At 37.5% G+C, this 14,089-nt stretch carries 9 protein-coding genes; 1 reads left to right on the top strand and 8 read right to left on the bottom strand.

The features are described from left to right. Positions 1-203: 203 nt before the first annotated feature. The 6 genes from AC07YT_RS21010 to surE all read right to left on the bottom strand — a co-directional run bounded on the left by AC07YT_RS21010 (position 204) and on the right by surE (position 8,830). Positions 204-1,859: a RagB/SusD family nutrient uptake outer membrane protein gene (locus tag AC07YT_RS21010; RefSeq protein ID WP_086547650.1), complete on the bottom strand. Its 1,656-nt coding sequence runs from the start codon at positions 1,857-1,859 to the stop codon at positions 204-206. An 11-nt stretch (positions 1,860-1,870) separates the two neighbouring features. After that, positions 1,871-4,909, bottom strand: a complete 3,039-nt coding sequence (locus AC07YT_RS21005; RefSeq protein WP_086547651.1) for a SusC/RagA family TonB-linked outer membrane protein — start codon at positions 4,907-4,909, stop codon at positions 1,871-1,873. A 338-nt stretch (positions 4,910-5,247) separates the two neighbouring features. Further along, the gene (locus tag AC07YT_RS21000) at positions 5,248-6,252 is read right to left on the bottom strand and encodes a LacI family DNA-binding transcriptional regulator (RefSeq protein WP_086547652.1); all 1,005 of its coding nucleotides are present in this window, start codon (positions 6,250-6,252) and stop codon (positions 5,248-5,250) included. 256 nt (positions 6,253-6,508) lie between these two features. Continuing rightward, the gene (gene lpxB, locus AC07YT_RS20995) at positions 6,509-7,612 is read right to left on the bottom strand and encodes a lipid-A-disaccharide synthase (RefSeq protein WP_086547653.1); all 1,104 of its coding nucleotides are present in this window, start codon (positions 7,610-7,612) and stop codon (positions 6,509-6,511) included. 94 nt (positions 7,613-7,706) lie between these two features. Beyond that, entirely contained in the window at positions 7,707-7,979 is a 273-nt protein-coding gene (locus AC07YT_RS20990) for a stationary phase survival protein SurE (protein ID WP_086547654.1), read from the bottom strand. A gap of 11 nt (positions 7,980-7,990) precedes the next feature. After that, positions 7,991-8,830, bottom strand: a complete 840-nt coding sequence (gene surE / locus AC07YT_RS20985; protein WP_086547655.1) for a 5'/3'-nucleotidase SurE — start codon at positions 8,828-8,830, stop codon at positions 7,991-7,993. A gap of 222 nt (positions 8,831-9,052) precedes the next feature. Between surE and AC07YT_RS20980 the strand changes: the two genes are divergently transcribed. Then, on the top strand, positions 9,053-11,986 hold the full coding sequence (locus AC07YT_RS20980; protein WP_086547656.1) for a M16 family metallopeptidase: 2,934 nt from the start codon (positions 9,053-9,055) through the stop codon (positions 11,984-11,986). A 636-nt stretch (positions 11,987-12,622) separates the two neighbouring features. On the opposite strand, the gene AC07YT_RS20975 is transcribed toward AC07YT_RS20980, so the two are convergent. Then, positions 12,623-13,675 carry a glycoside hydrolase family 130 protein gene (locus tag AC07YT_RS20975; protein ID WP_086547657.1) on the bottom strand — a complete coding sequence of 351 codons (1,053 nt, stop codon included), beginning with the start codon at positions 13,673-13,675 and terminating at the stop codon, positions 12,623-12,625. A 64-nt stretch (positions 13,676-13,739) separates the two neighbouring features. Next, a complete protein-coding gene (locus AC07YT_RS20970; RefSeq protein ID WP_029276197.1) occupies positions 13,740-13,925 on the bottom strand; it encodes a CsbD family protein in 186 nt (61 codons plus the stop codon). Positions 13,926-14,089: the final 164 nt, after the last annotated feature.

Raw genomic sequence — 14,089 nt, 5'->3', positions numbered from 1 at the left:
ATATAGGTTACAAAGAGTTGATTTAAAAATGGATAAAAAACAACTACTTTCAATAAATAAAAAAAGATCAAGAACTCCTTTAATTAAAAATTGGGGATATAAATTAGAACTATCATCAGTTTAATTCATATAATTATAGTTGTATTATTGAGCAAAAAAGCCGTATCACAATTATTATGATACGGCTTTTTATGTTTACCTAATTAATTATAACCGGGATTTTGTGCTAAGTTTTCATTAAGTGTTCGTTGAACTTGTGGAATTGGAAACAAGTTCCTAAATGTTGCAGAAGGTGCATGATCCCACCAGCTTCCGGTAGTAAACTTACCAAAACGAATTAAATCATCTCGGCGGAAACCTTCAAAAACAAATTCTCTACCTCTCTCGTTCAATAACTCATCAAGTGTTAAAGTTGCAGTTGTGTATTCATTTGCAGGCCAGGTTGCAGACGTAAATGCACGTTTTTTGCAATCGTTAACCAACTGAACTGCTTGAGCATTTGCTGTACCACTATTTTTACGCATTAATGCTTCGGCTTTTGCAAAATAAACCCAAGTTAAGCGATATAGATTCCAGTCTGTACAATTATAGTTAAGATCAATTGCAACAGGCAAGCCACCTACTGTACCAGCAACGTTGTTTCCTAATTTATATTTATTAAAACGAACACCACTGTTTTCTTCTCCTTCACTCATGTTAGAAACTGTAGAGCCTACTTTGGCACGACGAATTTCATCAACAAAATTAATTTGTTGACCATCGTACTCATTACCACCAGAAGCAAGTGCTTGCTGCCCATTGTCAAATCTAACTTGAGGGCCTTGTAATAACCAAGTTGTTTTTCTCAAATCATCAGTATTATACTTTGTGTAGTTACCTGGAACCATTACCACTCCATTATTTCCATTTCTAGAACCACCATAGATTCTGTCTTGTTGGAAATGGAAGAATTCACCTGTCCATGATGGCTGTGAATTAGCTATTCTAAATTCATAAGCAATAGCAAAAATCACTTCTTTAGACAAATCATTTGTGCTTTTAAATTGGTCGGTAATATTTGCATCAAGTGCCATATTTCCATTTTGTCCACCAGCTTCATTGTTAATTAATTTATCAGCAGCAGCTATACAATCATCCCAACGAGCAGTTCCTGTCCAAATTTCAGCATTTAGGTAAAGTTCAACTAACATAGCATAACCACCAGCTTTAGTCATTCGGCCAATCATATTTCTTGATAAGTTTGGTGCCTTATCAATATTATCTTTGATTTCTTTTTCGATAAAAGCAAAAACTTCAGCACGCGGTCTAGTCTCTGGTTTTGCAGGAGTACCCACTTTGGTTACTATCGGAATGTTTCCAAAAAGATCCATCAATTTTAGATAGTGATATGCTCTTAAAAGCTTTAATTCAGCAATATAACCGTCTTTTTCTATTTGGGTTATGCCCATTTGCTCTAAGTTACGCTTTTCTAAGTTTTCGATTGGATCGTTACAGTATCCAATACCTCCGTACATTAAAGACCAAGCGTTATTCAATGGCCCGTCATCACTTAACCAGGTATGGTAGTGTAACCGTTTCCATTTACCACCATCTTCTCCATGTCTTCCTTTTGTTGGCCATGCCAACTGATCGCCAGAAAGTTCTGATGGTCTCCACCATCCATCTTGACCTGATGGTGTTGCCCAAGCATTTGCATGAGTATATGGTCTTAATACCGCAGATAAAACTTCGTTTTTGTTATTGTAATAATTATCAGTGATTAGCTGACTATATATCTTCTCGTCTAAGTTAGTACATGCATTAAATAATACAGGTGAAACTAAGAGTACAGACAGAATAATTTTTTTATATGTTTTCATTTTTCTTATTATTAAAATCCAAAATTAACACCGAACACAAAACTTCTGGTTGTTGGATAAGGACTTCTGGTATCAATACCTAAACTGCGTCCATTAATTTCTTGCCCCAAGCCCGTGTCTTGAATCAAATCAGGATCGTTACCTGTATAACCCGTTAATAATGCCAGGTTTTGACCAACGGCATATAAGCGTAAGCTTCTGATTGCCTTATCTTTAAATTTGAATGTATAACCTAAAGTTACCTCATCAACTTTTAAGAAGCTTCCGTTTTCCAGATAATAATCAGAATACATATACGTATCGTTGATTTCCGCATATTTAGTAAAGGCACTGTTTAATAAGTTACCCTGTGTTCCGAATTTGTTTCCATAAGATAAAGCAACAGTATTTAATACATCAAAGTCTAATTTACTTCTTAAGAAAATTCTCAAATCAAATTGCTTGTAGGTAAAAGTATTTCCTAGTGACAAGTAATATTTAGGAATTGCATTTCCAATAACCTGCAAATCGGTTTGATCACGGAAAGGAGACGTATTAATTTGTGCATTTGGCACCGCTTGACCAGCACGATTAGTAAATAACCATTTACCATCTGGTGTGAAGCTGTTAAAACGTTTACCCCAGAATTCGCCAATGTTACGACCTTCGTATGTACGGAACGCGTTACCGAGATCGCCTGCGCCACCGATACCTCCAAATTGTTCCATATCTCTTCTGAATTCGTCATTTGAAAAAGTTACCAGCTTGTTATCAATTGTGCTTCCTGCAAAATCAACATTCCATGAAAAATCTTTATTCTTTATTGCGGCATAACTCAACGTTAATTCAATACCTTTTGCAGAAATTGTACCTACGTTAGTGTAAATAGTACTTGCAACATAAGGAGGTTGTGGAGAAGTATAAGTATAAAGTAAATCTTCAATATCACGTTTGAAAACATCTACCGAGCCACTCAATTTGTTGTTGAACATGGCAAAGTCCAAACCTAAGTTATATTCCTTTTTACGTTCCCATCTTAAATTTGGATTTGGATTACGTGATGGGCCATAAGTTTGTAGCCACTGGCCTCCAGGAAAAGGATAGAGATTACCTGTACTTAAGGTTACTAAAGATGCATAGTTTGCAAAGCCAGAGTTACCAGTTTCGCCGTATCCTGCTCTAATTTTTAAGAAATTAAGCCATTTGGCATTTTCCATAAATTTCTCGCGGGTAATTTCCCATGATGCAGAAACTGCTGGGAAACTTGCCCACTTATTGTTCGCTCCAAATTTTGATGATCCTTCTCTTCTTAATACAGCCTCGAAGTTAACTTTACCATCGAAAGTATAGTGCACACGACCAAATAAAGCTATTAAAGTGTTATCGTTTTTATTACTGGCAATACCGATTCTATTGACTGCAACCGGCACACTTCCCAAGTTGTTTTCCTCGAAAATATCGTTTGTATAGCCGCGGTTGTTTGCGCTGAAAGATTCGTTTACTTCATAACGGTAAGAATAACCAATCATACCAGTTAAACGATGTTTATCTTTAATCGTTTTACTGTACTCAATTGTTGGCTCAAAGTTAAAGTTTTCGTTTAATTCAGTCCCTTTATAAGCATAACCACCACCTGGTGCATCACCATTTTCTACAGAATTTTGACTTCCAAGTAAACGATATTGATTATCAACAAACTGATTTCTCTGATAAGCAACAAATGCTGATGCTTTCAGATCTTTCATAATGTCTATGTCTATTTTACCATCAACAGAATAAGTTTGCTGATTTCTTTTACTTGTCTCTTGTGCTAAACGAGCAATCTCATTGGTAATATTTCTGGTAAATAAATAAGAACCATTAGGATTATAATACGATTCAGTAGGATTTTTGGTTAAAACAGCTTCCCAGCCACCCCCACCTAATAAATTGGCCCTATTGATGTTCGAAGCAACATTAAACATGGCAGTAACTTTATCTTTAAAGCCCTTTTGTGTTAAGCTCATTCTAAATTGATATTGTTCTCTGCTGTTTTCTCTTGCAAAACCATCTAACTTATTATATGTAAATGATCCACGATAGTTTGATTTATCGCTACCACCAGAAACCGATAAATTCTGATAGTTCGTTAAATTATCTTTATTAATAAGATCGTCGAAATAATTAAAGTCGCCGCCATAATCTTTAGCTGTATATTGTCCAGCTGCAATTTTTTCTCTGAATTGAGTTGCATTCATGAAATCAGGACGCTCGTACAATGTTTCGTGTTTTGCGTAACCATTGTAACTGAATTGAGCAGCTCCTTTACGGCCTTTTTTAGTGGTAACCAAAATAACACCCGCATTGGCCCTGGTACCGTAAATTGCTGCCGCAGAACCGTCTTTTAATACAGTGAAAGATTCGATATCATCTTGTTGTAATAAATCTAAATTACCACCTGGAATTCCATCAATTACAATAAGCGGGCTCGCTGTACCTGAAATTGAAGTAACACCACGAAGCTGAATAGCTACGCCGGTGTTGGGGTTAGAGCTACTTCTGGTAATTTGTAAACCAGCTACTTTACCTTGTAATAAATCCAGCGCGTTTCTAGCACCACTTTGCCTGAATTGGCTGGTGTCTACTTTAGTGATAGCAGATGTTAACTCTCTTTGACTACGGCTGCCATAACCTACTACTACCACATCATCCAATTTAGTATCAGCAGATACCACTAATTTAATGTTTAATGTGTTTTGATTTGTTATGGTAATGTTTTGCGTTAAATAGCCTACATAGCTGATCCTGATCACATCACCTGTACTGGCTTCGATAGTAAACTTGCCGGCAACATCTGTTACAGCGCCTTTGCCCGAAGTTATATTCTTAATACCAACACCCGGTACTGGCTGGCCATTTTCATCGACAACGGTTCCTGCCACATTTTTTTGCGTCTGGACGTACCCGGTAAATGAATTTGCATACAAGCCTCCCCCTGTACCTTCCCACTCCGGATTCATTGAAAATGCCGGGCTATTTAGCAACACAATTGCAGCAGACAGCCCCGTAATTTTAAGTAAATTAATTTTCATTAACGGTTTTGTTAAATTATAAATGATTAGTTATTTGTTTTCCTGGTAATATTTTATCTGTGATGGAAATGACCAGACTGGATTACTTGCCTGACATTTTCGAGTGCTTTATTGATTTAAAATTTTGATTGGCAATAGCAGAAACGAACTTCAAGCATCAAGTCTATCTCTGCAGTCTCATGGAGCTGTTAAATTTCAGAAGGGGATGCTGTAATTCTCATAAAAACGACTTGGTTATGCTAAAACGTTTTAGCAAATCAATTATAGGTATTTTAAATTATAATAAAACGTTTTAGTAAGTAAAAAAAATATTACAATTGAACGAAGGTCAATTTTTTTTAGTCTCTAATGACTAAGCGGGCGGGGATAATGACCTCTTCTGCAGGCAGTTTACCTTTTGAAGAAAGCCGGCTTAAAATGAGTTTGATGATGGTTTCGGCTATTTCCTCCAGGGGTTGCTGGATAGCCGAAATACGTGGGGTATGCAGTTCGAATGCTTCATGATCATCATATGCAATCACTCCGAAATCATCCCCTACTTTTTTATTGATTTGTTTAAGCGCCTTTAAGCCGCTAATGGCCAGATAATTGGTCGCAAAAAGCACGGCATCTATTTGTTTTTGCTGAAGTAACTCTTGAATCTGCGCAATGGTTTCGCTTTCTTCCTGATTAAAATGGATCTTTAAAACCAGCTTGTCGTCATATTTGATTCCATTATCTTCCAAGGCTTTTTTATAACCATCGTATCGCTCTATAATTTGTTGCACATTGATATCAGTGGTAACCAGGGCGATGTTCTTTTTACCCTGATCGATAAAACTCTGGATGGATTGATATGAGGCATTAAAATGATCTGCTCCAACATAACTGGTATTAATATCCTGCAAATTCCTGTCGAAGAGTATTACCGGATTTCCATCGTCCAGCAGCATTTGTATATCTTCTTCTATTCCCTTAATTGGAGAGATGATATAGGCATCAACTTTTCGCGATTTGAACATGTTGATCAGCTCTTTCGCTTTATCGATACTGTTTTCTGTACTGGAATAAATAATTTTATAGCCTTTTTTATAGGCTTTATCTTCGATTAACCTGGCAATCCTGGAAAAGAATGAATTGGAAATATCTTCGATAATTAAACCGATGATATTGGAGTTACCGGTTCTTAAACTTCTGGCAATCTGATTAGGCTTATAACCGCTTTCTTCGATAATTTTCTCCACCTTCTCTATTACTGCTTCGCTTATCGATTTCTCTTTTGCTTTACCGTTAATAATGAACGAAACTGTGGTAATGGATACATTTGCTTTTACGGCTATATCTTTGATAGAAAGCGATTTCATTTGGTTGGATTCTTTTAAGTTAATCGATTCAAAGCTAAATAAAAATTGCAGCTTTTAAATTTTTGTCCGTTATAAAGACGCAATTTAACATTTTTTATGTTAATCGTTTTAGAAACGCTTGTTAAAGGATGTCACAATGTAAACAGGAAAGCTTAAAACAACAAAAGACGCCGATAAGGCACCTTTTTGTATCAAAATTAATATCCTGCATGTAACAGTAAGTTCATCATTAAACCACTTTACCCTATCGAATTATTTAGTGTAAATACGTCGTAATTAACCTGGCCGTTTTTGCCGAAGCACCTGGTTTCCCCATCAGTAAAAGCAGCTCGTCGTAATGTTTTAACATCTCGTTCCGGCCAGCCCCTTCCAGGATCATTTTAAGTTCTCCGTTTACTTTTTGGGTGTTACAATCTTCCTGGATAAGTTCGGTTACAATTTTCTTGTTTACAATCAGGTTAACGAGCGAAATGAATTTAATTTTTACTAACATTCTGGCAATGGCAATTGAAATGGTCCCGCCCTTATAAACCACCACCTGTGGAACTTTAAACAAAGCGGTTTCTAAGGTAGCCGTTCCGGAAGCGACAATTGCAGCATGGGCATGGTGCAACAAATTATAGGTATTGTTAAAAAGCAGGTGAACTTTTTTGTCTCCTGTAAACTGATGATAGTAACTTTCGGTAAAGGTTGGTGCAGCAGCAATGGCAAATACAAAATCGGGATAACTTTCCGTAATGCTTAACATCACCGGCAGTAAACGCTCAATTTCCTGTTTCCGACTACCGGGTAATAAGGCAATAATTTTTCCATCTCCCAACTGATGGTTTTCACGAAAATCTGGATCTGGTGTAAACTGCGCGATTTCGTCTAATAGCGGGTTACCAACATAATCCACCTTCATGCCCCACTCTTGGTAGAAATCCACTTCAAAAGGCAATATACAGAACATATGATCGACCACCTTTTTGATTTTCAGCACCCGCTTCTGGTTCCAGGCCCAAACTTTAGGCGAAATATAATAACATACTTTTATACCGTTGGCTTTTGCAAACTCCGCAATTTTTAAATTAAAACCCGGAAAATCAATCAGGATCAGCACATTAGGCTTCCATTTTAAAATATCATCCTTACAGGCCTTAAGATTTCTGAAAATGGTTCGTAAATTTAAGATCACCTCGGTAAAACCCATAAAAGCCATATCGGCATAGTGTTTAACAAGCATTCCACCTTCGGCTTCCATTTTATCGCCCCCGAAATACCTGAACACAGCTTCGCCATCCTCCGCTTTTAAGGCTTTCATTAAGTTGGCGCCATGTAAATCGCCTGAGGCTTCTCCGGCTACGAGGTAGTATTTCATGTTGTGGATGATGTATGAGGTAAAATGGAAGATGGACAATGGCAGATGCAGGTAAAATCCCCGTCATCCTTATTACATGTTCCATTTTCCATCTTTAAAAAACTTTATAAGCAAAAAATACAAAAGCGCACAAAAACGTTGCAGCCAATATACCTCTGCCGATATTTTCTTTATTGTATTTAAAAAAGTATTGCATGGTATAAGCATTTATAGCAATACCACCAATGTATAACAGATCTGCTTTAGCAAGCGAAGCCACATGGTGAATGATATACCAGGCCATAGAACAAAATATTGCCGGCACAAGTAAACCAATGCCCAAACCCATCCATACCGAATTATTTAATCTTTTTAACTGATCAATCATAAGGGTATTGCTTAACCTAAATTAATGCCATCGGGCGCTGAAATTTTAGCACCAGCAGGCTTCGAATCCTTGTTCCCTATAAAATCCCAGCTGTTTAAGGTTTGTATAGCGTGATGCGCGGTTAAGTCAAACTGAACCGGAACGATCGAAACATAATGGTGTTCCAAAGCCCAAACATCGGTATCTTCTCCTTTATCGAAATTTTCGAAAACACCCGTTAACCAATAGTAAGGACGTTTGTAAGGATCTGTCCTTTCATCAAATTCTTCCATCCACTTGGCATTAGCCTGGCGGCAAACCTTAACGCCTTTCAGCTGATCGCCCTTCGGGAAATTAACATTTAAAAGGGTTCCCTCAGGTAAACCATTGGCTAAAACCTGCTCACAAATGTTTTTAATGTATTTTTTGGTATGACTAAAATCGGCATCGGCTGCAAAATCGTCTAAAGAGAAACCAATAGATGGAATTTTTTCTATGGCGCCTTCTACTGCGGCCGACATGGTACCTGAATAGAGTACATTAATCGAGTTATTTAGTCCGTGATTAATACCCGACACGCACAAATCAGGTTTTTTACCTTTAAAAATTTTATTTACAGCAATTTTAACGCAATCAACCGGGGTTCCGCTGCATTTATACATTTCTACACCTGCATAAAGATCAACCTTATCAAAACGGATTGGTTTACCTATGGTAATGGCATGTCCCATTCCGCTTTGCGGGCTATCTGGTGCAACCACCACCACATTGCCCAGCTCCTGCATTACCTCCATTAAATTTTTAATGCCTGTAGCTGTAATGCCATCATCATTTACAACTAAAATATTTGGTTTTGTGCCCTGCTTTGTCATGCCGGTAAAAATACAGATTATAAATTCAAGGCACAATAAAGCATGGTTTATATGCAAAAATCATTTATTCCTAGATTTTTAGTTTTGAAATCAAAATTATTTCATTCCCTGCAAGAAAGCATATATATTTGAATAAATAACTTATTAAAAATGAAGGCTGTATTTGAGATCACACTTAAACCAACAGGTACGCATTCATGATCATAAACCAAAACCAATTCAATGAAATTCAAACTATTTACTTTGGCTTGTTTTCTAATTACGGGTTCTTTAGCGAAGGCGCAAACAACCTACCAATGGAAAACAGGAACATCTGGTGGCTTTGCCTACAAGTATGTAACCAACGATCCGACCAAAACACGTTTTTATACTTTAAAAAACGGTTTGACAGTAATTTTATCTCAAAATAACAAAGAGCCTAATATTACCTACAAAATGGCGGTAAGAGCGGGCAGTAATACCGATCCGCGTACCAATACCGGTTTGGCACATTACTTAGAGCACCTTCTGTTTAAAGGAACGGATAAATTCGGAACGCTGAATTATGCCAAAGAAAAACCACTTTTAGATAAGATTGAAGCCCTTTACGAAACCTACAACAAAACTACCGATCCGGCTAAACGTAAAGAGATTTATAAGGAAATTGATAAAACTTCGGGCGAAGCTTCTAGTTATTCTATCGCAAATGAGTACGATAAAATGATGAAATCGATCGGAAGTAATTCTACCAACGCCCACACTTCGGTAGAAGAAACGGTTTATGAAGAAGACCTGCCATCAAATGCCATTGATAAATTTTTGGCTGTACAGGCAGAACGTTTCCGTGCCCCTGTTTTCCGCATCTTCCATACCGAGTTAGAAGCGGTTTATGAAGAGAAAAACATTGGTATGGACAACGATGGCCGTAAAATGTACGAGAAAATGTTGTATGCTTTGTTTCCAACACATAACTACGGACAACAAACCACCATTGGTACGATCGAGCATTTAAAAAATCCGTCGTTAATCGAAATCAGAAAATATTACAACAAATATTATGTGCCTAATAATATGGCCTTAATTATGAGTGGCGATATTAATTATGATGATTTAATAAAAAAAATCGACAAAGATTTTGCCTACATGGTTCCAAAACCATTTTCACTTTACAATCCGGCACCAGAAAAACCATTAACACAGGTTCAAACGGTTGACATTTACGGTCCAAGTGCTGAAAACTTATATGTTGCTTACAGGGGTTTCGCCCAAAATACCCACCAAAGTTTATTACTAGATTTAATCGGTAGCATTTTGGCAAACGGTAAAGCGGGTTTAATGGATATCAACATCAATAAACAACAAAAAATGTTGAGGGCCAGTGCTGGTTATAACTCGATGAAAGATTACGGAATTTTCATTTTATCAGGCTCACCTAAAGCCGGACAAAGTTTAGAAGATGCCCAAAAATTATTATTGGAGCAGGTAGAATTGCTTAAAAAAGGTGAGTTCGACGAAAGCCTGATTAAAGCAACAGTTTCTAACATTAAACTGGCCGAACTTCAAAGCTTCGACAATAATGATGTTCGTGCAGATTTCGCCATGAACGCCTTTATCCAAAATCGCGGTACCGAATGGGATAAAACCCTGGCCTCAACCGATGCAATGGCCAAAGTAACCAAAAAGGAAATTGTAGACTTTGCCAACAAGTTTTTCATCAATAATTATGTTTCTATCTTAAAACATAAAGGCGAAGACAAGAGCATTATTAAAGTAGAAAAACCAGCCATTACCGCGGTAAAAACTAATGTTAATGAGGTTTCTCCATTCACCAAAAATATTATAGCTGCTCCGGTAAAACCTATAGCACCTAAATTTTTAGATTATACCAAAGACCTTAATTTTGGTAAAGCAGGTATTGCTGATGTAATTGCCGTTCAAAACACCGAAAACGGAATTTTCCGTATGAGTTACCGTTTTGATATGGGTTCTTACAACTATAAGTTATTGCCTTATGCTGCTCAATATTTAGCTTTCTTAAGTACCGATAAATATTCGGCTGAGGATATTAGTAAAGCATTTTACAACATTGCCTGTAGCTATAGCATAAATGTTGGCACCGATGTAACTACCGTTTCAATTAGCGGTTTACAAGAAAATTTTGATAAAGCAGTAGCCCTGGTAGAAGATGTACTGGCTCACTGCAAACCAAACGAAAAAGCCTTGGAAGATTTAAAAGGTCGTTTGTTAAAATCGAGAGATAACGCAAAACTGAATAAATCGTCAATTCTTGGCGGCTTAATGAGTTATGCACAATATGGCGCAGATAATCCTTTCAATTATGGATTAACTAACGATGAGATCAAAAATATGAAATCTGCAGATTTGATCTACATCTTACACAACCTGACCAATTACAAACACACCATTACTTACTATGGGCCTAAAACTTTAACAGCCTTCTCTGCTGATATTGTAAAAGCACATCCATTGGCAAAAGAATTTAATGATGCTGCGCCAATTAAGAAGTTTGTGTACACCAAAACCGATTCGAACAAAGTTTACTTTGCCGATTACGATATGGTACAGGCCGAAATCCGTTGGGTACGTAATGCCGGCCTTTACGATCCAGCCAATGCTGCAAAAATTGCCTTATTTAACAACTATTTTGGAGGCGGTATGGGTTCTGTGGTATTCCAAACCATTCGCGAATCTAAAGCACTGGCTTATTCTACTTTCGCGGTATATTCTTCTCCTAACACTAAAGAGAAAGAGAATACCATTATCGCTTATGTAGGTACGCAAGCCGACAAAATGAACGAAGCAGTTGCAGGTATGAATGAGTTATTAACCACTTTACCTGAGTCGGATAAGTCATTTGCACTATCTAAAACAAATTCATTAAACGGTATGGAAACCAGCCGTATTACCAAAGATGGAATTATCTATACCTATTTGGCAGATAAAAAATTAGGTTTTGATCACGACTCGAGAGTTGATGAATATGCGAATTTAAAACCATTAACTTTTAATGATGTAAAATCATTCCACCAGACTAATCTTTCGGGCAAACCTTACAGTTACTGTATTGTGGCTTCCGAAAAGAAAATCAACATGGCTGATTTAGCAAAATTCGGTCCGGTAACTAAATTAAGTCTGGAGCAGATTTTTGGATATTAAAAAGGTAGAGGGTAGGAAGGCGGAAGGTTTAAGGTAGAACCTGATGCTTCAATATCAAAATGACCAGCGATTCCCGGAAACGGGGATCGCTTTTTTGTTTAGTTCGATAGTTCATTAGTCATTGGTTTACTAGTTCATTGGTTGCATGATGCAAAAAAATCCCTGTTAATCCGTGCCTCGGTGGCTAAAAAGTTCATTAGTCATTGGTTCACTAGTTCATTGGTTGCATGATGAAAAAAAAAAAATTGTATTTCGTGTCTTGGTGGTCAAAAGCAGTAACATCTTCCGTGTTAATCTGTGCTTCCGTGGCTAAAAAGTTCATTAGTCATTGGTTCACTAGTTCATTGGTTGCATGATGCAAAAACAAATTGTGTCTTCGTGTCTTGGTGGTCAAAAGCAGTAACATCTTTCGTGTTAATCCGTGCCTCCGTGGCTAAAAAGCTCATTAGTCATTGGTTCACTAGTTCATTGGTTACATGATGCAAAAAAAACAAATTGTGTCTTCGTGTCTTGGTGGTCAAAAGCAGTAACATCTTCCGTGTTAATCCGTGCTTCCGTGGCTAAAAAGTTCATTCGTTATTGGTTCACTGGTTCATTGGTTGTGTGATCCAGAAAAACAAGTTGTGTATTCGTGCCTTAGCGGTAAAAAACCAGTGCATCCAAAATATCCTTCACCGAAAATTTAGCCCCGCAAACAAACTCATCAGCGGCACCATAATAAATCGTTAATTCATCTCCGTTAACGATATGCCCGTTTGTAAATACCACCTCACCAAAGAAACCATGTAATTCATAATTGGCAGTTGGCACCATAATCGGTTCTTCGGTTCTGGCCAGTACTTCAGATGGATCGTCGAGCGCCATTAAAAATGCACCTAAACAATACTGATGTTTTTCGTTAGCACCATGATATATTTCGAGCCACCCTGCTGTGGTTTTTATGGGTGCGGCACCTGCGCCCACGCGGGCATTATCCCACAGGTTAGCTCTGGTTTTGATAATACATTTGTGTTTGCCCCAATACACGCCATCGGGAGATTCGGCCAGCCAGATATAATTACCACCCAAAGCTACACTGCTGGGGCGGTGTAAAGCATAAAATTTACCGTTAATGCGTTCTTCAAATATGGCGCAGTCTTTATTATGTGGTGGGATAATCATGCCGTGATTTTGGAAAGTTTTCCAATCTTTCGTGCTACGCATCCCCACACCTACTCCATGCTCCGAAACAGCGGTAAAAGTTAAATAATAAGTATCGCCAATTAAGGATACACGGCAATCCTCAATTCCAAATGTTTCATCCTCCCCCTCTCCCTGCAGTAAAGGGTAACCCGCTGGCTGATAAAAATGAATACCATCATCGCTGCAAACCAATCTTAAATGAGAAAGCGTGGTTAAGTAATCAGCACCTTTGTAATTAATTACCCTTGGATCCCTGGCATTGAGTTCCGGATCATTTTCTTCAATAGCTATAATTTCTATACCACCTGCTTTCAATACCGGAAAAGAGATTATACCCTCCTTTTGTTTTGGTCTTTCGGCAACACGGATCAGCAGCCATATTTTCCCTTCAAATGTAAAAACGCCGGGATTGAGCAGACATACAATCTCCAGACCTTCCCTGCTGGGTACGAGATCTTTTGGAGATAATATTGGATTTTGAGGAAACCGCTGGGCTATATCGGCCATAAAAATGTTTTTAAAGCAAACAGGCGACCAAAATTTGACCGCCTGTTCCGCTATTGAATTGATATTATAAGGAGTTTATCCATTTCACAAGTTCATCTCTTCCTTTTCCTGTCTTTTGTTGCAGTTTCCCCAACAATTCATCGTCCTGACCTTCTTCGTGTTTTAAATCATCGTCAGTTAAATCAGCATAAGCTTGTTTAACCTTTCCTTTTATTTCATTCCACTTTCCTTTTAATTCTAACTTATCCATGCTCGTATTTTTTTTGATTTAAACAATGTAATTTCTAAATCTAATAACAGTTTTCGCCACTATTTGTTTTGATTTAAGCATATTAAACCAAACAATGGGCTGATTTTGTCCTGACACACATGGTTTTTTACATATTTTTAGTTACATTAAGAGTATCATTTCTA

The organism is Pedobacter sp. GW460-11-11-14-TSB4 (assembly GCF_059423705.1).
The sequence above is the reverse complement of the archived record's forward strand: the minus strand, read 5'-3'. Positions and strand labels throughout refer to the sequence as shown.

Coding starts and splice junctions, on each gene's coding strand:
- AC07YT_RS21010 (WP_086547650.1), bottom strand. CDS start 1,859: ATGAAAACATATAAAAAAATTATTCTGTCTGTACTCTTAGTTTCACCT.
- AC07YT_RS21005 (WP_086547651.1), bottom strand. CDS start 4,909: ATGAAAATTAATTTACTTAAAATTACGGGGCTGTCTGCTGCAATTGTG.
- AC07YT_RS21000 (WP_086547652.1), bottom strand. CDS start 6,252: ATGAAATCGCTTTCTATCAAAGATATAGCCGTAAAAGCAAATGTATCC.
- lpxB (WP_086547653.1), bottom strand. CDS start 7,612: ATGAAATACTACCTCGTAGCCGGAGAAGCCTCAGGCGATTTACATGGC.
- AC07YT_RS20990 (WP_086547654.1), bottom strand. CDS start 7,979: ATGATTGATCAGTTAAAAAGATTAAATAATTCGGTATGGATGGGTTTG.
- surE (WP_086547655.1), bottom strand. CDS start 8,830: ATGACAAAGCAGGGCACAAAACCAAATATTTTAGTTGTAAATGATGAT.
- AC07YT_RS20980 (WP_086547656.1), top strand. CDS start 9,053: ATGAAATTCAAACTATTTACTTTGGCTTGTTTTCTAATTACGGGTTCT.
- AC07YT_RS20975 (WP_086547657.1), bottom strand. CDS start 13,675: ATGGCCGATATAGCCCAGCGGTTTCCTCAAAATCCAATATTATCTCCA.
- AC07YT_RS20970 (WP_029276197.1), bottom strand. CDS start 13,925: ATGGATAAGTTAGAATTAAAAGGAAAGTGGAATGAAATAAAAGGAAAG.